The 20,332-nt window shown below is 59.9% G+C and carries 15 protein-coding genes; 9 read left to right on the top strand and 6 right to left on the bottom strand.

What is annotated here, in order from left to right; all coding sequences use genetic code 11:
- The first annotated feature begins 10 nt into the window (after positions 1–10).
- The 3 genes from K4O48_RS01115 (at position 11) to K4O48_RS01105 (ending at position 2,954) form a co-directional block, all read left to right on the top strand.
- On the top strand, positions 11–409 hold the full coding sequence (locus K4O48_RS01115; RefSeq protein ID WP_222910372.1) for an ectoine synthase: 399 nt from the start codon (positions 11–13) through the stop codon (positions 407–409).
- A gap of 98 nt (positions 410–507) precedes the next feature.
- Positions 508–1,416 carry an ectoine hydroxylase gene (gene thpD / locus K4O48_RS01110; protein ID WP_260523755.1) on the top strand — a complete coding sequence of 303 codons (909 nt, stop codon included), beginning with the start codon at positions 508–510 and terminating at the stop codon, positions 1,414–1,416.
- Positions 1,417–1,520: 104 nt separating this feature from the next.
- On the top strand, positions 1,521–2,954 hold the full coding sequence (locus K4O48_RS01105; protein WP_222910371.1) for an aspartate kinase: 1,434 nt from the start codon (positions 1,521–1,523) through the stop codon (positions 2,952–2,954).
- Positions 2,955–2,995: 41 nt separating this feature from the next.
- Here the strand turns inward: K4O48_RS01105 and K4O48_RS01100 are convergent, their stop codons facing one another.
- Together K4O48_RS01100 and K4O48_RS01095 are read right to left on the bottom strand one after the other, a co-directional pair.
- Complete coding sequence (locus tag K4O48_RS01100) at positions 2,996–3,808, bottom strand: cytochrome c oxidase assembly protein (RefSeq protein ID WP_222910370.1); 813 nt, start codon at positions 3,806–3,808, stop codon at positions 2,996–2,998.
- 3 nt (positions 3,809–3,811) lie between these two features.
- Entirely contained in the window at positions 3,812–4,279 is a 468-nt protein-coding gene (locus tag K4O48_RS01095; RefSeq protein ID WP_222910369.1) for a DUF2243 domain-containing protein, read from the bottom strand.
- A gap of 183 nt (positions 4,280–4,462) precedes the next feature.
- Here K4O48_RS01095 and yegQ point away from each other — a divergent pair, with 183 nt between their 5' ends.
- Positions 4,463–5,818 carry a tRNA 5-hydroxyuridine modification protein YegQ gene (yegQ, locus tag K4O48_RS01090; protein ID WP_222910368.1) on the top strand — a complete coding sequence of 452 codons (1,356 nt, stop codon included), beginning with the start codon at positions 4,463–4,465 and terminating at the stop codon, positions 5,816–5,818.
- A 159-nt stretch (positions 5,819–5,977) separates the two neighbouring features.
- Here yegQ and K4O48_RS01085 read toward each other — a convergent pair whose 3' ends face one another.
- A complete protein-coding gene (locus tag K4O48_RS01085) occupies positions 5,978–8,818 on the bottom strand; it encodes an EAL domain-containing protein (protein ID WP_222910367.1) in 2,841 nt (946 codons plus the stop codon).
- A gap of 285 nt (positions 8,819–9,103) precedes the next feature.
- Between K4O48_RS01085 and uvrD the strand changes: the two genes are divergently transcribed.
- Together uvrD and K4O48_RS01075 are read left to right on the top strand one after the other, a co-directional pair.
- Complete coding sequence (gene uvrD, locus K4O48_RS01080; protein WP_222910366.1) at positions 9,104–11,296, top strand: DNA helicase II; 2,193 nt, start codon at positions 9,104–9,106, stop codon at positions 11,294–11,296.
- Between the two features lie 55 nt (positions 11,297–11,351).
- Positions 11,352–12,461: a TRAP transporter substrate-binding protein gene (locus K4O48_RS01075; protein ID WP_222910365.1), complete on the top strand. Its 1,110-nt coding sequence runs from the start codon at positions 11,352–11,354 to the stop codon at positions 12,459–12,461.
- Positions 12,462–12,512: 51 nt separating this feature from the next.
- Here K4O48_RS01075 and K4O48_RS01070 read toward each other — a convergent pair whose 3' ends face one another.
- Positions 12,513–13,145 (bottom strand): FMN-binding negative transcriptional regulator, encoded by a 633-nt coding sequence (locus K4O48_RS01070; protein WP_222910364.1) that lies wholly within the window; start codon positions 13,143–13,145, stop codon positions 12,513–12,515.
- Between the two features lie 134 nt (positions 13,146–13,279).
- Between K4O48_RS01070 and K4O48_RS01065 the strand changes: the two genes are divergently transcribed.
- The 3 genes from K4O48_RS01065 (at position 13,280) to selB (ending at position 17,681) form a co-directional block, all read left to right on the top strand.
- Positions 13,280–14,122: a Tim44 domain-containing protein gene (locus tag K4O48_RS01065; protein WP_222910363.1), complete on the top strand. Its 843-nt coding sequence runs from the start codon at positions 13,280–13,282 to the stop codon at positions 14,120–14,122.
- Positions 14,123–14,358: 236 nt separating this feature from the next.
- Positions 14,359–15,768: an L-seryl-tRNA(Sec) selenium transferase gene (gene selA, locus K4O48_RS01060; RefSeq protein ID WP_222910362.1), complete on the top strand. Its 1,410-nt coding sequence runs from the start codon at positions 14,359–14,361 to the stop codon at positions 15,766–15,768.
- Positions 15,765–17,681 carry a selenocysteine-specific translation elongation factor gene (gene selB / locus K4O48_RS01055; RefSeq protein ID WP_222910361.1) on the top strand — a complete coding sequence of 639 codons (1,917 nt, stop codon included), beginning with the start codon at positions 15,765–15,767 and terminating at the stop codon, positions 17,679–17,681. The genes selA and selB overlap by 4 nt, the downstream gene beginning before the upstream one ends.
- A gap of 223 nt (positions 17,682–17,904) precedes the next feature.
- On the opposite strand, the gene K4O48_RS01050 is transcribed toward selB, so the two are convergent.
- Entirely contained in the window at positions 17,905–18,327 is a 423-nt protein-coding gene (locus K4O48_RS01050) for an AAA family ATPase (RefSeq protein WP_260523683.1), read from the bottom strand.
- A 5-nt stretch (positions 18,328–18,332) separates the two neighbouring features.
- Positions 18,333–20,324: an AAA family ATPase gene (locus tag K4O48_RS01045; RefSeq protein ID WP_222910360.1), complete on the bottom strand. Its 1,992-nt coding sequence runs from the start codon at positions 20,322–20,324 to the stop codon at positions 18,333–18,335.
- Positions 20,325–20,332 lie beyond the last annotated feature (8 nt).

The raw sequence follows: 20,332 nt of genomic DNA, 5'->3' as shown, positions 1-20,332 counted from the left end.
AATTGAACACATGATCGTACGTACCCTCGCTGAATGTGAGCAGTCCAACCGCAAAATCAAGACCGACACTTGGGACAGCACGCGGATGCTGCTCAAGGACGACAAGATGGGTTTCTCGTTTCACATCACCACCATCTACGCCAACACCGAGACGCACATCCACTACCAGAACCATCTGGAGTCGGTGTACTGCATGAGCGGCAACGGTGAAATCGAGACCATCGCCGACGGCAAGATCTACAAGATCGAGGCCGGCACGCTGTACATCCTCGACAAGCATGACGAGCACTTGCTGCGCGGCGGCACCGAGGACATGAAGATGGCCTGCGTCTTCAACCCGCCGCTCAATGGCAAAGAAGTGCATGACGAAAGCGGTGTCTACCCGCTGGAGGCAGAAACCGTCATCTGAGGCGACACGGCGAGACGGGCTCGCCCGTCTCGCAAGACCGTAGGGCGGCTCGCACCCGCCCTATGACCATGATTCAAGGAGAACCTAACGTGAACCCCGTGCAAGCCGACCTGTACCCTTCGCGCCAGCACGACGAACCCAGCTGGCAGGAGCGTCTGGATCCGGTTGTCTACCGCAGCGATCTGGCCAATGCCCCGATCGCACCGGACCTGATCGAACGCTTCGAGCGTGACGGTTATCTGGTCATCCCCAATCTGTTCAGCGCCGAGGAGGTCGCGGTATTCCGCGAAGAACTCGACCGCATGCGCCAGGATCCAGCCGTCGCTGAATCCGGCAAAACCATCAAGGAACCCGACAGCGGCGCGATTCGCTCGGTGTTCGATATTCACAGCGATAACGCGCTGTTCGCACGCGTCGCCCGCGACGCCCGCACTGCTGCCATCGCCAGTTTCATCCTCGGCGGTGACATCTATGTCCATCAGTCACGAATGAACTTCAAGCCCGGCTTCACTGGCAAGGAGTTTTACTGGCACTCGGACTTCGAGACCTGGCACGTCGAAGACGGTCTTCCGCGCATGCGCACCCTGAGCTGCTCGATCCTGCTCACCGACAACGAGCCACACAACGGTCCGCTGATGTTGATCCCCGGGTCGCACCGGCATTACGTCCGCTGCGTGGGCGAGACACCGGAGAACCACTACGAGAAATCCCTGCGCAAGCAGGAACTCGGCGTGCCGGATCATGGCAGCCTCACGGAGCTGGCCGACCGTTACGGAATCGACACGGCGACCGGGCCAGCCGGCAGCGTGGTGTTTTTCGACTGCAACACCATGCACGGCTCCAACAGCAACATTACGCCTAGCGCGCGCAGCAACCTGTTCTACGTCTATAACCACGTGGATAACGCCGCGCAGGCTCCGTTCTGTGGCCTCTCGCCTCGTCCGGCCTTCGTCGCCGAGCGCGAAGATTTCACCCCGCTACAGATCCAGCCACAACGATATCTCTGAAATTAGGTTAATCAGGCCCGCACACATACCGGGCCTGATCTTTGTTGGCCTGCCGAAAGGTGGCCCAGGGATGAAAATTCACCCCAAGACGGGACGTTGAATCGATGCATACCGTAGAAAAAATCGGCGGCACATCCATGAGCCGCTTTGACGAAGTACTGAACAACATCTTCATTGGTCAGCGCCAGGGCGACGCGCTCTATCAGCGCGTGTTTGTCGTATCGGCTTACAGCGGCATGACCAATCTGCTGCTGGAACACAAGAAAACCGGCGAGCCTGGTGTCTACCAGCGGTTTGCCGATGCGCGCAGCGAAGGCGCCTGGCTCGAAGCGCTGGAAACGGTGCGTGAGCGCATGTTGGGCAAGAATGCCGAGCTGTTCGCCAGCGCGTTCGAGCAACGCGCCGCCAACCAGTTCGTCAACTCGCGGATCGACGATGCCCGCGAGTGCATGAGCAGCCTGCAGCGCCTCTGCGCCTATGGCCATTTTCAGCTTGACGAACATTTGATGAAAGTTCGTGAAATGCTCGCGTCCCTTGGCGAAGCGCACAGCGCGTTCAACTCAGTGCTGGCGCTCAAGCACCGCGGTGTCAACGCGAAGATGGTCGACCTGACCGGTTGGCACCGTGACGCACCGCTGCCTTTCGAGGAAATGGTCCGCCACAGCTTCGAAGAGGTGGACCTCTCCCGCGAGCTGGTGGTGGCGACGGGTTACACCCATTGCAGCGAAGGGCTGATGAACACCTTCGATCGCGGCTACAGCGAGATCACCTTCGCCCAGATTGCGGCAGCGACCGGTGCACGCGAGGCGATCATTCACAAGGAATTCCATCTTTCCAGTGCCGACCCGAACCTGGTAGGCGCGGACAAGGTGGTCACCATTGGCCGCACCAACTATGACGTCGCGGACCAGCTATCCAATCTGGGCATGGAAGCGATTCATCCGCGTGCGGCCAAAACGCTGCGCCGCGCCGGCATCGAACTGCGCATCAAAAATGCCTTCGAGCCCGAGCACGCCGGCACGCTCATCAGCCAGGACTACAAGAGCGAACGGCCCTGCGTCGAGATCATTGCGGGGCGCAAGGACGTCTTCGGCATCGAGGTATTCGATCAGGACATGCTCGGCGATGTCGGCTACGACATCGAGATCAGCAAGCTGCTCAAGCAACTGCGCCTGTACGTGGTGAACAAGGACTCCGACGCCAATAGCATCACCTACTACGCGGCTTCGGGCTCACGCAAGCTGATCAACCGGGCCGCCCGGCTGATCGAAGAAAAGTACCCAGCCGCTGAGGTCACGGTGCACAACGTCTCCATCGTCTCGGCGATCGGCTCGGACCTCAAGGTCAAGGGCATTCTTGCCAAGACCGTGGCGGCACTGGCCGGCGCAGGCATTAGCATCCAGGCTGTGCACCAGTCGATCCGCCAGGTTGAAATGCAGTGCGTGGTCAACGAAGACGACTACGACGCTGCCGTGGCGGCGCTGCATCGTGCGCTGATCGAGCCGGAGAACCATGGCGACGTGATCGCCGCAGCCTGAGTTCCAGCTTTACGGCTCCTCCCCTACCGCCGGCCCTGGCTCTAGCCATGGCCGGCGGTGTGCTGTCCGCTTTCGCTAACCGTCTCGGGCAGTTTCCGCCGCCGATACCAAGCAGCAAAAAACACCACCGCCAGCAACAGCTCAGCGAAATCGCCGCCGTAATACATGAGTTGCGCAGCGGCTTCGATTTCCGCCAAGTCATGGCCGGCATCGCGCGGGAAGCCGTAGGCATACATAAGCTTGCCAAGCACGGTGTGAGCGGCGATTGCCACGAACAGCACGGCCAGCCGCATTCGCATGCCGGGTCGATGCGGCGCAGGGTCCGGTCCGGCAATCGACCAACTGAACAGATAGCCCGCCAGGACGAAATGCAGATGCAGCCAGATATGCAGAAGAGGTTCGCTGAAACTCAGCTGATATAGCGGGGTGAGGTAGAGAACGTACATCGCACCGACATTCAACAGCAGCGCGGTGACCGGATGGCTGAGGCAGCGCACCGGCACGCGATCTGCGAACTCGGTGATACGTCGGGCAGTCACCACCGGCACACTGCGCAACAGCAACGTGCCTGGCGCACCGAGCATCAGCGCGATGGGCGCGAACATGCCGAGCAGCAGGTGTTGCGCCATATGCCCGCGCAAGTCTGCATGCCCCCACTCGACCATGAACGGCGAAAACGCCACTACCAACAGCCCGCAACCCAGGCTGAAACTGACTATCCGCCAGCATTGCCATGGCTTGCGGCGCCGCCGTTGTGCGCGCACGCCCAGGACATAAGCAAACCAGAGCGCCAGCGTCAGCAAGACGAACAGAGAGGTCCCGACCAGAGTGAGTAGATGGGTATCGTGCGCCACTGACTATCGGCCTCCGTACGACGAGGCGTGCGACGACCTGGCTTTGCGCCAGACGACGAACCCTATTGTCAGCAACAGCGCGCCGAAGGCATTCCACGCCAGGTCATAGACGAGGAGATTATCGACGTAGCGCACCTGGTGCAGCCTGAGGATCTTGTGATCGACGATCCCGTCGAACAGCTGAAAGCCGCCCGCGCCGAGGAACAGTCCAGCCCAGGCATGCAAGCGCGACACCGCGCGGCGTCCGCTCAGCTGCACGAACAGGTAAAAGCCGGCGGCCAGCATCAGCAACTCGGCGGCATGCAACAGGCCGTCCGAGAGCAGCGCGATGGGCTGTGTGGACCGGTCAAAGAAGTGGTGCCACGCCAGTATCTGATGGAAGACGATCTCGTCGATGGCGGCCATCAAACCGATCCCGAGAAAGATCGTTGCGGTCAGGCTGCCTCGGGTATCGACGGGGTATTCGCTCACGATGGGCCTCCGGCTGATAACGGGTTGGCTTGCATCGGAACTCGATACGCTCGACTCAAGCTCACCCTATGAGTGACTGGAGGAGGCTCCAGGAGTTCGCTGCCGTCTTGATCTGACACGGGGAAAAGCAGCCGTCGACTCAGTAGAATTCGCGCACTTCTGATAGACCGAGCCACCCCCGTCATGACCCTCCTTCGCCCCGAACTGCTGTCACCTGCCGGCACCCTGAAATCCATGCGTTACGCCTTCGCCTATGGCGCCGACGCCGTCTACGCGGGCCAGCCTCGCTACAGCCTGCGGGTGCGCAACAACGAGTTTGATCATGCCAATCTGAAGCTCGGCATCGACGAAGCCCACGCCCAGGGCAAGCAGTTCTACGTGGTGGTCAATATCGCTCCGCACAACGCGAAACTGCGGACGTTCATCAAGGATTTGGAGCCAGTCGTGGCAATGGGTCCCGATGCGCTGATCATGTCCGACCCGGGCCTGATCATGCTGGTCCGCCAGCACTTCCCCGCGATGACCGTTCACCTGTCGGTGCAGGCCAACGCAGTGAACTGGGCCAGCGTCGAGTTCTGGCGACAGCAGGGCCTGACACGGGCGATCCTTTCCCGTGAGCTGTCGCTGGAAGAGATCGGCGAGATCCGCGAGAAAGTGCCAGGCATGGAACTCGAAGTGTTCGTCCACGGTGCGCTGTGCATGGCCTATTCCGGCCGCTGCCTGCTCTCGGGCTACATCAACAAGCGCGACCCTAACCAGGGCTCCTGCACCAATGCCTGCCGCTGGGAATACAAGGCTCACGAGGGCAAGGAAGACGAACTTGGCAACATCGTGCAGCAGTACCAGCCGATCCCGGTGCAGCAGATCGAGCCCACCCTGGGCGCCGGCGCACCGACTGATCATATGTTTCTGCTCGAAGACGGCAGTCGCCCTGGCGAGCTGATGGAGGCCTTCGAGGATGAGCACGGCACCTACATCATGAATTCCAAGGACCTGCGCGCCGTGCAGCATGTCGAGCGGCTGGTGCAGATGGGCGTTCACTCGCTGAAAATCGAAGGTCGGACCAAATCTCACTACTACGTGGCGCGCACCGCCCAGGTCTACCGCAAGGCCATTGACGATGCCGTCGCCGGTCGTCCCTTCGATAAATCGCTGATGGACACGCTGGAGTCGCTCGCCCACCGCGGCTACACCGAAGGCTTCCTGCGCCGCCACGTGCACGATGAATACCAGAACTACGAGCGCGGCTTCTCGTTGTCAGATCGGCAGCAATTCGTCGGCGAGCTGACCGGCGAGCGACGCAACGGGCTGGCCGAAGTCATCGTCAAAAACCGCTTCGGGGTCGGTGACCGGCTGGAATTGATGACGCCGCAGGGCAATCTGAATTTCCGCCTGGAAGCGCTGGAGACCAAGCGCGGCGAACGCACCGAGGTGGCGCCTGGCGATGGCCACGTGCTCTACATGCCGGTCCCGGAAACGGTGGATCTGCGTTACGCATTGGTGATGCGCGAGCTGAACGGAAGCACTACGAGAGGCTAAGAGGCAGGCGCATGGCCAGGAAAGCGCAGGCGGCGCTCCGCTTCAGCCCACCGCTTGCTGCTACGCGTGCCATTGCTGGTGGGCTGAAGCCCACCCTACAAGACTGAAGCCCACCCTACGAGACTGTGGGGCGCCACCCGGCGGCTCGTCTTCGGCGCGCTAAACCAGTAGCTTCACGAACTCATCAGCCGGTACCGGTCGGCTGATCAAATAGCCCTGAATCTCGTCGCAGCCGTGGGCTTTGAGGAAGTCCATCTGGGCCTGGGTCTCGACGCCCTCGGCCACCACCTTCAGCTCCAGACTGTGGACCATGGCGATGATCGCGCGGACGATGGCGGCATCACCCCCGACCTGCTCCAGTTCCGAGATGAACGAGCGGTCGATCTTGACGAAATCCACCGGGAACCGTTTCAAATAGCTGAGTGACGAGTACCCGGTGCCGAAATCGTCGATGGCCAGCCGCACCCCGAGTGCGCGCAGCTGATGGCTGATGCTGACTGCGTTGTCGATGTCGTCGAGCAGTTGGCTCTCGGTCAGCTCAAGCTCGAGCTTGTCGGCTGGCAGCCCGGTCTCGTCCAGCACGTGACGCACCAGGCTGACGAAGTTGCCCTGACGCAGCTGCTTCACCGACAGATTGACCGAGACGCGGATCTCCGCCCGCCCGTCCAGCTGCCACTGGCGGGCTTGCCGGCACGCTTCACGCAAAACGAATTCACCCAACGGGATAATCAGCCCGGTCTCTTCGGCCAGTGGAATGAAGTCGCCTGGAGCAATCAGGCCCTGCTGCGGATGCCGCCAGCGCACCAGCGCCTCGGCCGCGTCCAGCCGGTCTTCTGCCACATTCAGTCGTGGCTGGTAAAAGACTTCCAGCTGCCGCTCGTCAATGGCGCGCCGTAGCTGGTTTTCGAGCTTCAGATTTTCCAGACTGGACGCCTGCAGACGTTCCGTGAAGAACTGCAGCGTATTGCCGCCCAGGTGTTTGGCGTGCTGCATGGCCATGTTCGCCTGCAGCAGCAGGGCGGTGGCTTCGCGCGCATTATCCGGCATCAGGCTGACACCGATGGAGGCACTGACCACCAGCTCTTGGCCGTCAATCAGCATCGGCTTGCTCATGCGCGACAGCAGACGGCTACCGATATTCGCCAGTGTAGACAGGCTACCGTAGCCTTCCAGCACCACCACGAATTCATCGCCCGACAGCCGCGAGATGGTGTCGGCATCGGAGAACGTATGCGACATCCGCCGGCCAGCTTCGCGTAGGAGCTGGTCGGCCGCCTCATGGCCAAGGCTCTGGTTCAGCACCTTGAAACGGTCAAGGTCGATGTACAGCACGGCCAATCCGCGCGTGCTGTTGCGGGTACGCTCGCAGGCACTGTGCAGGCGGGCTTTCAACAGGCTGCGATTGGCCAGCCCGGTGAGCTCGTCGAAGTGCGTGAGGTAGCGCAGGCGCTCTTCCACCTGCCGCCGTACGCTGAGGTCGGAAACGAACACCACTACGTTCGTGAGGTTGCCCTGACCGTCTAGCACGGCCCGCAGCTGTGCCCACTGTGGGTAGACCTCGCCGTTTTTGCGGGTTTCGATCAACTCGCCCTGCCAGCGCCCTTCGCGCGCCAGGCATTCGCGTATCGACGGGAACTGCTGACGGCTGTCCTCGGAACTGGCCAAGCGTGCGACGCTGTGGCCGACGAGCTCGTCGCGCGCATAACCGGAGAGGGCGCAGCACGCATCATTGACCGCCAACAGGCGGAAATTGGCGTCCAGGATCGCCATGCCTTCCCCCGCGGCCTCAAACACGGTGGCGGCCAGACGTTGTTGCTCCGCCTGCCGATGCGCTTCACTGACATCCCGACGTGTGCCGATCATCCGCAACGCCCGGCCGTTGTCGGCCCGCTCGATGACCCGCCCGCGATCCTCCATCCACAGGCAACGACCGTCCGCCATCAGCGCACGATACTGAACCGAGTAGCGATCGGTTTCCCCTTTGAGATGCGTGATGATGGTTTGGCGGACATGCGCCAGGTCGTCTGGGTGAATTTTCGGTCGTTGCGGGTCGGCCAACCGCAGCCGGGCCGTACGACCGATACCAAATACCACTTCCAATCGTGAATGATGGAGCTCGTCATGCTCGAGGTCCCAATCCCACAGCCCCAATTCGCTGGCCTCCAGCGCGAGGTTCAGCTGCGCTTCACTCTCGCCGAGCTCGGCGGTGCGTTCGGCGACGCGTTGTTCGAGCCCCTCAAGCGCTTCTTGCAACTGGGCTTCTGCCTGCCGGCGCTGCTCGATCTCGCGCGCCAGCTCACCGTTCAGCTCGGTCGCCTCGCCGCGCATGCGCTGGAGGCGCGCGATCAATTGCTGATTCTGAGCGCGCTGCTGCAGGCTCGCGGCCAGTAAACGGTTGGTCTGCCAGGCGACCATGCTGAGCATCAGCAAAACGATGACGGCGAGCACGCCCCATGCCTGCTGCTGCGCCTGCTCGCTGCTCAATAGCATGAACGCGGCCGGGAGAAGACTGGGTAAGGCGAAGCAGAAAAAAGCACCGAGCGAAACGCCGCTGGTTACGCCGCACGCGACGATGACCGAGCCGGCCACGCCGTAGAGAATAGTCTGCTGAACGAGCGATTCGCCGGGCACCAATTCCAAGATGGCATAGCACAGCGTGATCGCGGTGGTGACGCTACCGACAAGAAACGCATGGCGCCAATACGGGCGCTGTTGGTCCACCGCGTCCGCCTTGGCGAACAGCCTCGCCTGATGCAGGCGTAGTAGCGCCAGCAATACCGTCCAACCGGACCAGAGCGACAACTCGAGCAACGGCGCTTCGTCCCAGAGCAGTCCGACAAACAACAGGCTGGCGAGTATCAGCAGCAACAGGGAAGTGCGTGACCCTTGATAAAGGATCCGCGTGCGCTCGCTCCGCTGTTCCAGCTCAGCGGAATCGACCAGGGCCTGTTCGTCCTGGGTCAGTCCCTCCGATTGAATGGCTTGAGCGGAATCGATCATCGTGCGTTCTTGAAGAGGGTGCCTGATAGCGTCTAATGGTGGGGGCATCGCTCGATGATGGCACGTCGCTAGCTGTTGCAATAGCCCGCTCCGACCAACGAACGAGAACCGCTGCGCAAAACATTGCCGACACAAGCGTGCCTTACATCGAACTGGCCTTCGGATCAGCCACCTCCGAGGTCACAACCATACGGCAACCCACAGCGGCCATATCCGAGACGATCGTATAGCCGCGCCCGTCCGTTGCGCGAGCGAGCCGGATCGGTTTGCGGATAGAATGGCGGCATGCATGACGATATCTCCTTTCTCCTGAATTCCCTTAACGATGCCCAACGCCAGGCCGTGGCCGCGCCACTAGGCCGCCAACTGGTTCTGGCGGGTGCAGGCTCGGGCAAGACCCGCGTGCTGGTGCATCGCATCGCGTGGCTGCACCAGGTTGAGCGCGCATCCTTGCACTCGATCCTGTCAGTGACCTTTACCAACAAGGCCGCGGCCGAGATGCGTCATCGCATCGAGCAGCTGATGAAGGTCAACCCGCAAGGCATGTGGGTTGGCACCTTCCACGGGCTGGCACATCGGCTGTTGCGCGCCCACTGGCGCGAAGCGAAGCTGGCGGAAAACTTCCAGATTCTCGACTCCGATGATCAGCAGCGGCTGGTCAAGCGCGTCATACGAGAACTGGGCCTGGACGAGCAGCGCTGGCCCGCGCGGCAAGCCCAGTGGTGGATCAACGGACAAAAGGACGAAGGTCTGCGGCCGAAGCACATTCAGGCGAGCGGTGACCTGTTCCTGGCGACCATGCTGAGCATTTACCAGGCCTACGAAGACGCCTGTGCACGCGCCGGGGTCATCGACTTTTCCGAGCTATTGCTGCGTGCCCTGGATCTGTGGCGCGACAACCCGGGCCTGCTCGATCATTACCAGCGGCGCTTTCGCCACATCCTCGTCGACGAATTCCAGGACACAAACGCCGTCCAGTACGCCTGGTTGCGCTTTCTGGCCAAGGGCGGCGACAGCCTGATGGTGGTCGGCGATGACGATCAGTCGATCTACGGCTGGCGCGGCGCGCGGGTGGAAAACCTGCACCAGTTCAGCGAAGACTTCCAGGACGCCGAAACCATTCGCCTGGAACAGAACTATCGCTCCACCGCCTGCATTCTCAAGGCCGCCAATGCGCTGATTGCCAATAATCAGGGCCGGCTGGGCAAGGAGCTCTGGACCGAGGGCTGCGATGGCGAACCGATCAGCCTGTACGCGGCCTTCAACGAACACGACGAAGCGCGCTATGTCGTCGAAAGCATCGAAAGCGCCCTCAAGAAGGACGGGCTGACCCGCAGCGAAATCGCCATTCTCTATCGCTCCAACGCTCAGTCCCGTGTGCTTGAAGAAGCCCTGCTGCGTGAGCGCATTCCTTACCGGATCTACGGCGGCCAACGCTTCTTCGAGCGGGCCGAGATCAAGAACGCCATGGCCTACCTGCGCCTGATCCAGGCGCGGGACAACGATGCCGCGCTGGAAAGGGTGATCAACGTGCCGGCGCGCGGCATCGGCGAAAAAACGGTAGAGGCATTACGTCAGCTCGCGCGCCAGCAGGAAACCTCGATGTGGGCCGCGCTGCACCAGGCCGTTGGCACCAAGGTGGTTTCCGGCCGTGCCGCCAGCGCGCTGAACGGCTTCGTTGAGCTGATCGACACACTCGCCCTGAAAGTCGAAGGCATGCAGCTGCACAACATGGCGCAGCTGGTTATCGAGCAATCCGGCCTGCTGGCCTATCACCGTGACGAAAAAGGCGAGAAGGCCCAGGCACGGGTGGAAAACCTCGAGGAACTGGTTTCCGCTGCGCGCGCCTTCGACAACTACAGCGAAGGTGAAGAAGACGAGCAGACACCGCTGGCTGCGTTCCTTGATCACGCCTCGCTGGAGGCCGGCGAGCAACAAGCCGGCGATCACGAGGACAGCGTGCAGCTGATGACCCTGCACAGCGCCAAGGGCCTGGAGTTTCCGCTGGTGTTCCTGGTCGGCATGGAAGAAGGCCTCTTCCCGCACAAGATGAGCCTCGAAGAGCCCGGCCGACTTGAAGAAGAACGCCGCCTGGCCTATGTCGGCATCACGCGGGCCATGCAACAGCTGATCATCACCTACGCTGAAACCCGGCGCCTGTACGGCAGCGAGACCTATAACAAGATCTCGCGCTTCGTCCGCGAGTTGCCGCCGGCCCTGGTCAATGAAGTGCGCCTGAGCAACACCGTCAGCCGCAGCTTCAACAGCCGGGGCATGAGCGGCGGCTCGCTGTTCGACGGCGCCAACGTGCCAGAAACCCCATTCAACCTCGGCCAGCGTGTGCGTCATTCCCTGTTCGGCGAAGGCACCATCCTCAATTTCGAGGGTTCCGGAGCTCAAGCGCGCGTTCAGGTGAACTTCGAGGATGAAGGGAGCAAGTGGTTGATGCTCAGTTATGCCAAACTGGAAGCGCTATGACGTATACGTCAACCTATACCCATACTAATAAAATTCGCCAAAGGAACAGCCATTCATGAAACGCCGTCACTTGTTTGGTGCCGCCGCTGCCCTGCTTGCCTCCCTTAGCCTTGCAGGCTGCAACGACGAAAAGAAAGTTGAACCCACCTCGGAGCCAGAGGCTGCGGCCAGCGAAGCGCCGCAAACCTATAACTGGAAAATGGTCACCGCCTGGCCGAAGAACTATCCCGGCCTGGGCACGGCCGCGCAGCGCCTCGCCGACCGGGTCAACACCATGAGCGACGGCCGCCTGACCATCAAGGTCTATGCTGGCGGCGAGCTGGTGCCGGCCCTCGAGGTGTTCGACGCCGTCTCGCGCGGCACCGCCGAACTGGGCCACGGCGCGGCGTATTACTGGAAGGGCAAGGTGCCGACCGCACAGTTCTTCACCTCAGTGCCGTTCGGCCTGTCGACCAGCGAAATGAACGCCTGGCTGACCCGTGGCGGCGGCCAGGCATTCTGGGACGAGGCGTACGCGCCTTACGGCGTCAAGCCGATGGTCGTCGGCAACACCGGTATGCAGATGGGCGGCTGGTTCAACAAGGAGATCAACTCGCTACAGGACCTCCAGGGCCTGAAGATCCGCACGCCCGGCCTCGGCGGTGAAGTGCTGAGCCGTCTCGGTGCGACGACCGTCAACATGCCCGGTGGCGAAGTCTTCACCGCGCTGCAGACGGGCGCGATCGACGCCACTGACTGGGTCAGCCCTTACAACGACCTCGCCTTCGGCCTGCACAAAGCGGCGAAGTACTACTACTACCCCGGTTGGCAGGAGCCTCAGGCCGTACTGGAGCTGCTGGTCAACCAGAAGGCCCTCGACAGCCTGCCCGAGGACTTGCGCGCAATCCTCACGGAGGCCGCCGGTGCCGCCAGCCGCGACATGATCGACGACTATGTCTACAACAACGCCATCGCACTTGATCAGCTCAAGCAACAGGGCACCGAGCTGAAGCGCTTCCCGGACGAGGTACTGGCCGCGATGCGCGAGCAGTCCGACGCCGTGCTCGGTGAACTGGCTGCTCAGAGCGAGCTTAACGGGCGTATCTGGGCATCGATGAAAGCCTTCCAGGCTCAGGTCAAGCCGATGCACGAGATTTCGGAGAAAGAGCTTTATAACTGGCGGTAAGCCAGGCCTGAGAAAACGGAGCCGGGCGGCTCCGTTTTTTTTGCCGGAAAGTCAGCCGGGCCGCTTCATGACTTCAGATGTCTGCCTGTCGCCCAAGCGATCCGCTGCCGCGAGCCCTTCCCGCACGCCTTCGCTGTCGGCGTTCGAGCGGTTCTGGCTGAGCTTCCATTGACCGTCGAGTTTTTGGATCGGCATCGCGAAGCCGATGATGGCTTTGAGCAATCCGTCAATGTAGTCCCGGGGCGCATCACTGACCGCCCACGGTTGGCTACGCGAAGCTTCCTGCCGGTCGCTGAGTCGACTGACCAAGGTCAGCAGCCGATCCGCGTCGTCGAATACTTCAACGCATCCGCTTGCATGTACCGCCGTGTAGTTCCAGGTGGGTACGACTTTTCCGTGCTCGGCCTTGCTTGGGTAATAGCTCGGGCTGACATACGCATCGACGCCCTGAAAGATCGCCAGCGCCTCGGCGCCTCCCGTCAAGGTTCGCCAATGCTCATTCCCTCGCGCGAAGTGACCATACAGCGTGCCGAACTCACCCTCTTCGGGAATCAAGAGCAGCGGCAGATGGCTCGCCTGGATGCCGCTCTCGCCGTGGCTGACCAGCACAGCCAGCCGGACCTGATCAATCAGCGCATGCAAGGTTGGAAGATCGTTCTGACGAAAAGCGGACGGCGTGTACATAGCGAGCTCCTGCGCTGTCGCGGCCATGGCCACGGCGCGATGCAAAAGTCGGTAACATACTGCCGCTGGTCAAGGCTTGCCCAGCTCGGCAGGATGCAACTCGTGAATCCACCTCTCAAAAGCGGGAATACTAAATGCAACGTGTGCTCAGCATTTTCATGGCGCTGTGTATCGGCCTGACCCTTAGCCTCGACGTCCACGCCAAGCGCTTCGGTGGCGGCAAGAGCTTTGGTTCGGCACCGAGCCATCAGACCCGCCAGGCGCCCCAGCAAAACCAGGCGGCTCCCACTCAAGCAGGCAAGACCCCTGCCGCCGCAAGCGGTGCATCGCGCTGGCTCGGCCCGTTGGCCGGTCTCGCGGCCGGTGGCCTGCTCGCCTCGATGTTCATGGGTGACGGCTTCGAAGGTATCCAGTTCATGGATATCCTGATCTTCGGTGGTATCGCGTTCCTGCTGTTCCGCTTCCTCGCCGCGCGCCGTCGCCAGCAGCAACCGGCCATGGCCGGGCATGCACCGATGCAGCGCGAGATGCCTGCGCAGCCGGCCCAGTCGTCGATTTTCGGTGGCAGTGCGGCACCCGTAGCGGCCGCGCCGGTGATCAATGCACCCGCCTGGTTCAACGAACAGAACTTCGTGGCGGCTGCCCGTGAGCACTTCATGTCCCTGCAACAGCATTGGGACGCGAACGAGATGGACAAGATCGCCGAGTTCGTCACGCCGCAATTGCTTGATTTCCTCAAGCGCGAGCGGGCCGAGATCGGCGACGCCTATCAATCCACGTACGTCGACGACCTGCAAGTTCAGCTCGACGGTGTGGACGATCAGGCAGACAAGACCATCGCCACCCTTACCTTCGTCGGCACGTCGAAGAGCTCGCGCTTCGACCAGGGCGAGGCCTTCAGCGAAAGCTGGCGCATGGAGCGTGCGCAGGGCGAAAACCAGCCATGGCTGGTCGCGGGTATCCGCCAGAACGCCTGATACGCACAGGCACAAAAAGAACCCGGGCTTGCCCGGGTTCTTTCGTTTCAGCGGCAGGAGGCGCAACGGCCGTACTGAACCCCGCGCAGATATAAGCGTCTATTGCTCCTCGCAAAAGACTAAAAACAAATGGAGTCCTGCGTGTCAGGCAACCTCGACACCGGGCGCTGCGCGGGCCATACCACTGGCGCCGGCATCGCCGCTTACCTCGCGCACAGCAATCCGGATCGCCGACCATGAGCAGCGTTCGCCTGCCTTCGGTCGACCGCCTGTTGCGTGCGCCTGCGTGCGAGCCACTGCAACAGCGCTACGGCCGAGCAGCGCTGCTCGGCACGCTGCGCGACTTGCTCGACGAACTGCGCGAGCCTGCTCGCCACGGTCAGTTGGCCGCCTTGGAGTTGTCCGAGGCCGTGCTCGCTGGCCGCGCCGGCGAACGTCTCGCCAGTCAGCATCGCAGTCGCGTGCGCCGTGTGTTCAACCTGACCGGCACCGTGCTGCATACCAACCTCGGCCGCGCGCTGCTGCCGGATGAAGCGATCGAAGCCATCACGCTCGCCGCGCGTTACCCGATGAACCTCGAGTTCGACCTCGCCAGTGGCAAGCGCGGCGACCGCGATGACCTCATCGAAGGCCTGATCCGCGAGCTGACCGGCGCTGAAGCCGTCACGGTGGTGAACAACAACGCCGCTGCGGTATTGCTGGCGCTGAACAGCCTCGGCGCGCGCAAGGAAGGGATCATCTCTCGCGGCGAGCTGATCGAGATTGGCGGCGCCTTCCGCATCCCGGACATCATGGCCCGCGCCGGCGTGAAGCTGCACGAAGTCGGCACCACCAATCGCACCCACGCCAAGGATTACGAAGCCGCGATCAACCCGCGCAGCGGTTTGTTGATGCGCGTGCATACCAGCAACTACAGCGTGCAAGGCTTTACCGCCAGCGTCGCCACCACTGAGCTGGCGGCCATCGCCTGCGCGCATGGCCTGCCACTGTTGGAAGACCTCGGCAGCGGCAGCCTGGTTGACCTGTCTCGCTGGGGCCTGCCACGAGAGCCAACCGTGCAGGAAGCGCTGCGCGACGGTGCGGACATCGTCACGTTCAGCGGCGACAAGCTGCTCGGCGGACCGCAGGCAGGGCTGATCGTCGGTCGTCGTGAGCTGATCCAGAAGATCAAAAAAAACCCGCTCAAACGCGCGCTCCGGGTAGACAAACTGACCCTGGCCGCACTCGAAGCCGTGCTCAATCTTTATCGTGATCCCGACCGTCTCGGCGAGCGGCTGACCAGCCTGCGCCTGCTCAGCCGCCCCCAGCATGACATTCGCGCCCAGGCCGAACGTATCGCACCAGCCGTTGCTACTGCCCTCGGCGAAAGTTGGCAGGTGGTCGTCGCGGACGCGCTGGGGATGATCGGCAGCGGCGCTCAGCCGGTCGCACGCCTGCCCAGCGCCGCGCTCTGCATTCGTCCGCTGCAATCCCGACGTCTGCGCGGGCGCAGTTTGCGGCAACTGGAAGAAGCGCTGCGCTGCCTGCCGATACCGATTCTCGGCCGGATCGCCGACGATGCCCTCTGGCTCGACCTGCGCCAGCTGGACGACGAACCGGCATTGCTGGAGCAGCTGCCGCACCTGCAACAGGATCTGGCGTCATGATCATTGGCACCGCCGGCCACATCGACCACGGCAAGACCGCCCTGCTCAAAGCCCTCACCGGGCAGGAAGGTGACCGCCGCCGCGAAGAGCGGCTGCGCGGCATTACCATTGACCTCGGCTATCTTTACGCCTCGCTCGGCGAATCGGATCTCACCGGCTTCATCGACGTACCCGGCCACGAAAAATTCGTGCACAACATGCTCGCGGGCGCCTGCGGTATCGACTGCGTCCTGCTGGTTGTTGCTGCGGATGACGGCGTCATGCCGCAGACGCGGGAACATCTGGCTATCATCGAGCTGCTGGGCATCCGCCACGCGCTCGTGGCACTGACCAAGATCGACAGGGTCGAGCGCAGCCGGATCGCCGAGGTGCATCTGCAAGTCGAAGGGCTGATCGCGGGCGGACCGCTGGCCGGCGCACCGATCCTGCCGGTGTCCAGCGTGTCCGGCGAGGGCATCGACGCCCTTCGCGCCCTGCTGATCGAACAGGCGGCCCAGGTCAAGGCACGTCGCCAAGAGGGGCATTTTCGTCTCGCCATCGACCGCGCCTTCAGCGTGACCGGAGCCGGCGTCGTGGTGACCGGCACCGCCTTTGCCGGCCAGGTTCAGGTCGGCGATGAGCTGGCGCTGAGCCCGTCCGGACGAAACGTTCGCGTACGCGGGCTGCACGCTCAGAACCAAAAGGCCGAGCACGCGCATGCTGGCCAGCGCGTTGCCCTCAACCTCAGTGGCGAACGCCTTTCGGTGGACCACATAAGCCGCGGCGACTGGTTGGTAAAACCAGAACTGCAAGCCGCCACCCGACGTATCGATATCGAATTTACTCTGTTGCCCAGCGAAGCCCGTGAGCTGCGGCACTGGACGCCGGTGCACATCCACCTCGGCGCCCAGGATGTCACTGGGCGGATCGCCCTGCTGGAAGGCGAATGCCTGGCCCCGGGCGGTCATGTACACGCACAGTTGCTGTTGAACGCGCCGGCACATGCCGTCCACGGCGACCGGGTCGTGCTGCGCGATCAATCGGCCCAACGCACCCTCGGTGGCGGGCGTGTACTCGATCCCTTCGCCCCACCGCGCAACCGGCACCGTCAGGCACGGCTTGCGGTGCTGCGCGCATTAGCGGGCGAAACATTGGAGGACGTCCTGCCAGGACTGCTACCGAGCGCCATCAACGGCTTGGGGCCGGCCTTGCTGGAACGACAATTCAACCGACCACGGCATACCTGGCAACTGCCGGACGAGGCACTGGAGATCAACACCCGCCTCGGCCCACGGCTATTCGAGCGCGGCACCTGGGACTACCTCGAACAGAGCCTGATTGCCGCCCTGCAGCGCTTCCATGAAACGCAACCAGACGAACTCGGCCCGGACCGCGACCGCCTGCGCCGCTACGCATTGCCTCAGCTGGAGCGGCCGGTCTACCTGGCGCTGCTGGAAGCCGTGCTGGCCGCCGGCACCATAGAAGCCAGCGGCCCCTGGCTGCACCTGCCCGGCCACTGTGTTCGCCTGAGCGAAGAAGAAGAAGCGCTGAAAGCCCGGCTCTGGCCGCTGCTCGAAGCGGCACGCTTCGATCCGCCCTGGGTACGCGACCTGGCCAGGGAGCTGGATGTCGAGGAAGACCGCGTCCGGCACCTGTTACGCAAACTGTCGCGCATCGGCGAGCTGCAACAGGTCGTCAAGGACCTGTTCTACACCGACTCGACCATTCGCCAGCTCGCCAGCCAGGTGCTGGACATGGAACGCCAATCCGGCGTGATCCGCGCCGCCGCCTTTCGCGACCAGATTCAGCTGGGTCGAAAACGCAGCATTCAGTTGCTTGAGCACTTCGACCGCATCGGCCTCACCCGCCGCTTCGGCAACGAGCGCAAGGTGCGACCCGACAGCGCCTTGGCCTCGGAGCAGGAGGTCAGGTAGGCTGCTCATCAATTTCCAGTCCAGGCCTCATTCGAGGCCTCGCTGGAAGGCAATCGCACCCGGTGGTGCGGCCGGGCTTCAAATCCTGTTTCAGCTTCCGTAATTATTGGCTTATTTAGGCCTATATCCCATTTTGGGCGTTTCCGACCTGCAGTTTTAGACCTGGCTATTACTGAATAGTGATTTCGACACTTTTTCGACATGACGCCTGAACGCTAGGTTGTTAAACAACGTCCTCTTCTACGTCGGCTCCGATGCTGTCCATTAGTGCATAGTATTGCTCAGGATCTTTCAATTTGATCCGCGCTAAGATCGCGCATGCTGCTTTCTGCATCTCTGGAACTTCGGTCGGTGCAGCACCTCGCTCAAACACTCCCGCAAGATGGGAATATTCATTATTTATCCTGCTTGTGAGAGAAGCCGGTATAGCTTCATCACCAAAAAACTTAACTAACGTGTCGTCTGTCATGCCCTCGTTAGGATATTTGTAATAAAGATATATTTCAAAAAACTTACGGGCATTGTTACCGAAATTATAGAATGAAGTATAGTTTTTATCGTCGACTTGCTTTATTGAAGCACATACCTGGATCTGACTAAAAAGGTAATTAAATTCCGTAACATATTCTTTTAGATAATTCGGCATTAACTTTAATCGACTCTCTTCCCCAAGCCGATCAATAACAAAATACTGACTAGTTTTTTACCACCTGCGCCAGGAAGGCGCTTCAAATACTTAAGGAAGTCCAGGTTATGGGTAGATATAAACAATTGCTTGAATTTATCTCTTTGCTTTACTTCATCCCCATGCAAGTATTTTTCAGGACTAGCTATATCTGAATGTATCAAACTATATATAAAGAATATATGATTAGAGTCTAAGCTACAAATTGGGTCGTCAATCCAAATAATAGGCTGACTCCCTCGAGTTTCATAATCATCAAGTTTCGCCATAAAATAGCAGAAAGCTATTAGGCTGCACTCACCTTCACTGAGATGAAATGCGCGCTCTTTGTTTCTTATGACTTCGAACCTGTGGGTTGCTGACTCGTTAAACCTCTGCTCAACGGCTTCCAGGGTAAGCGAGTTATGACCGAAAAAGTCGTTTAAGTAATTATTTACTTTTTCAGCACCTTTACTTTCGTCTTTTAGCTCAGCCTTGAGTTTTTTTACTTGCCCGACAATTAGGTCCCGCTCTGCTATTGCGCTTTCTTTACTAGCCAAAGCAATGGCAGTCGCATCGCGAAGCGCATCAATCTCCTTACACTCTTCACTATATTTAATGTCCTTGGTGAACGTATATACCTCATGCAATCTTAATTCACTTCGAGCATTAGCTTGTTCATTGCTCAATGCCTTAGCGAAAGCATTGGAGCGTTCTGCTAATGTCTCATAGGACCAGTACACCGCGCTAAGATTGCTAGGCTTAAGATCATGTGAAAAACTTATTTTTGTGTAGATATCGGCCAGCCTACTTACAAGCAACTTTTCAACTTCAGCTAAAGCCTCGATATATTCTTGCGAATATCTTTCAAAATCCTCTTGAAGCTTATCTAGCTCCCCGTGGAATGCGGTATAGAAGTCAGACGTTCTAACCCTTAGCAAACTTGGGGCTCGCTGTTTTTCATTTGCTATCTTTGCCAACAGCTTGTTAATCGCTTCGCGTAGCTCTTCAGACTCTTGATTGAAATGCTTGTCGAGCTTTTCCCACAGTTCCTGGGGTAGCGCTCCGCCACAGAAACCGCATGTGTTCCTTTTGTCCTGATGGAGGTCTCGACCCTCTCTTACCCAAACCTCTAGAACGGCATCGCTGAGCAGATCTGCCAATGGCGCTGATGCCTTTATCTCCCGCTCCAATAGCTGTTTTGCGGCGGTAGCGATTGAAGTGTATTGAAGCTCGAACCGTGGCAAGCTCCGTATCTCAGCCTTAAGGTCTTCTCTTAGTAGCTTATGGTGGCTGCCAATTTTTTCTTGGCTAATTGGAGAATAATTTTCAGACCCAACTACCTTTATATCTTCCCTGATCTTGCCAACATTGTAATTAGCATCACCGAAAAACTTATTGTGTTTTATACCTAAGCCTGGCTTGTTCGATTTATCTTTGAGCTTCGCTTCTAGCGTTTCCAGTTTAGAGCCAAAATCTCTTACGGCTTTCGTGTGATCAAGTTCAGCTTTTAAAGCCTTCCCAACTAGCGAGGCGGGGTTATCGGCTGACCCAAGCGTCAATTCTAGATCTGCGATTTCACTTTCTATCTTGGCGTTATCTTCACCTAAAATTGCGAACGAATTAATACTCTTTGAATAATCTACAATGAATTTCAGATTCTCTCTTACAAAATCCTCATTGAAAACCCTAATCACCTGCCCGTGATCTAAGGGATTATTCTGCGTGACACTCGGACACTTATTGAACTTAACATTATAAAGCGGCCATGGGTATTTTTCAGACAGCAACCCTGTTTCAAGAGATCTAACAATACGGGAAAGTGTAGTTTTACCAGTGTAGTTTCGCCCGTATATTATATTTATCTTCTTAAATTCAGCAATGTTGTTACCCCCATCCCTAACAACATCATTCCACGAGAAGTCTTTGAAAACCGCTATGTTTTTTATTTTTTCGATCTTCTCGATGTATCCGTCCATGACTCCCC

Source organism: Pseudomonas sp. DNDY-54 (genome assembly GCF_019880365.1).
GTDB lineage: Bacteria > Pseudomonadota > Gammaproteobacteria > Pseudomonadales > Pseudomonadaceae > Stutzerimonas > Stutzerimonas stutzeri_P.
The sequence above is the reverse complement of the archived record's forward strand: the minus strand, read 5'-3'. Positions and strand labels throughout refer to the sequence as shown.

Bases quoted from the DNA above. Each gene is read 5' to 3' on its own strand.
- selA (WP_222910362.1), top strand. From the start codon at position 14,359: ATGAGCAGCGTTCGCCTGCCTTCGGTCGACCGCCTGTTGCGTGCGCCT.
- uvrD (WP_222910366.1), top strand. From the start codon at position 9,104: ATGCATGACGATATCTCCTTTCTCCTGAATTCCCTTAACGATGCCCAA.
- selB (WP_222910361.1), top strand. From the start codon at position 15,765: ATGATCATTGGCACCGCCGGCCACATCGACCACGGCAAGACCGCCCTG.
- K4O48_RS01070 (WP_222910364.1), bottom strand. From the start codon at position 13,145: ATGTACACGCCGTCCGCTTTTCGTCAGAACGATCTTCCAACCTTGCAT.
- K4O48_RS01115 (WP_222910372.1), top strand. From the start codon at position 11: ATGATCGTACGTACCCTCGCTGAATGTGAGCAGTCCAACCGCAAAATC.
- K4O48_RS01050 (WP_260523683.1), bottom strand. From the start codon at position 18,327: ATGCCGAATTATCTAAAAGAATATGTTACGGAATTTAATTACCTTTTT.
- K4O48_RS01085 (WP_222910367.1), bottom strand. From the start codon at position 8,818: ATGATCGATTCCGCTCAAGCCATTCAATCGGAGGGACTGACCCAGGAC.
- K4O48_RS01075 (WP_222910365.1), top strand. From the start codon at position 11,352: ATGAAACGCCGTCACTTGTTTGGTGCCGCCGCTGCCCTGCTTGCCTCC.
- yegQ (WP_222910368.1), top strand. From the start codon at position 4,463: ATGACCCTCCTTCGCCCCGAACTGCTGTCACCTGCCGGCACCCTGAAA.
- K4O48_RS01105 (WP_222910371.1), top strand. From the start codon at position 1,521: ATGCATACCGTAGAAAAAATCGGCGGCACATCCATGAGCCGCTTTGAC.
- K4O48_RS01045 (WP_222910360.1), bottom strand. From the start codon at position 20,324: ATGGACGGATACATCGAGAAGATCGAAAAAATAAAAAACATAGCGGTT.
- K4O48_RS01065 (WP_222910363.1), top strand. From the start codon at position 13,280: ATGCAACGTGTGCTCAGCATTTTCATGGCGCTGTGTATCGGCCTGACC.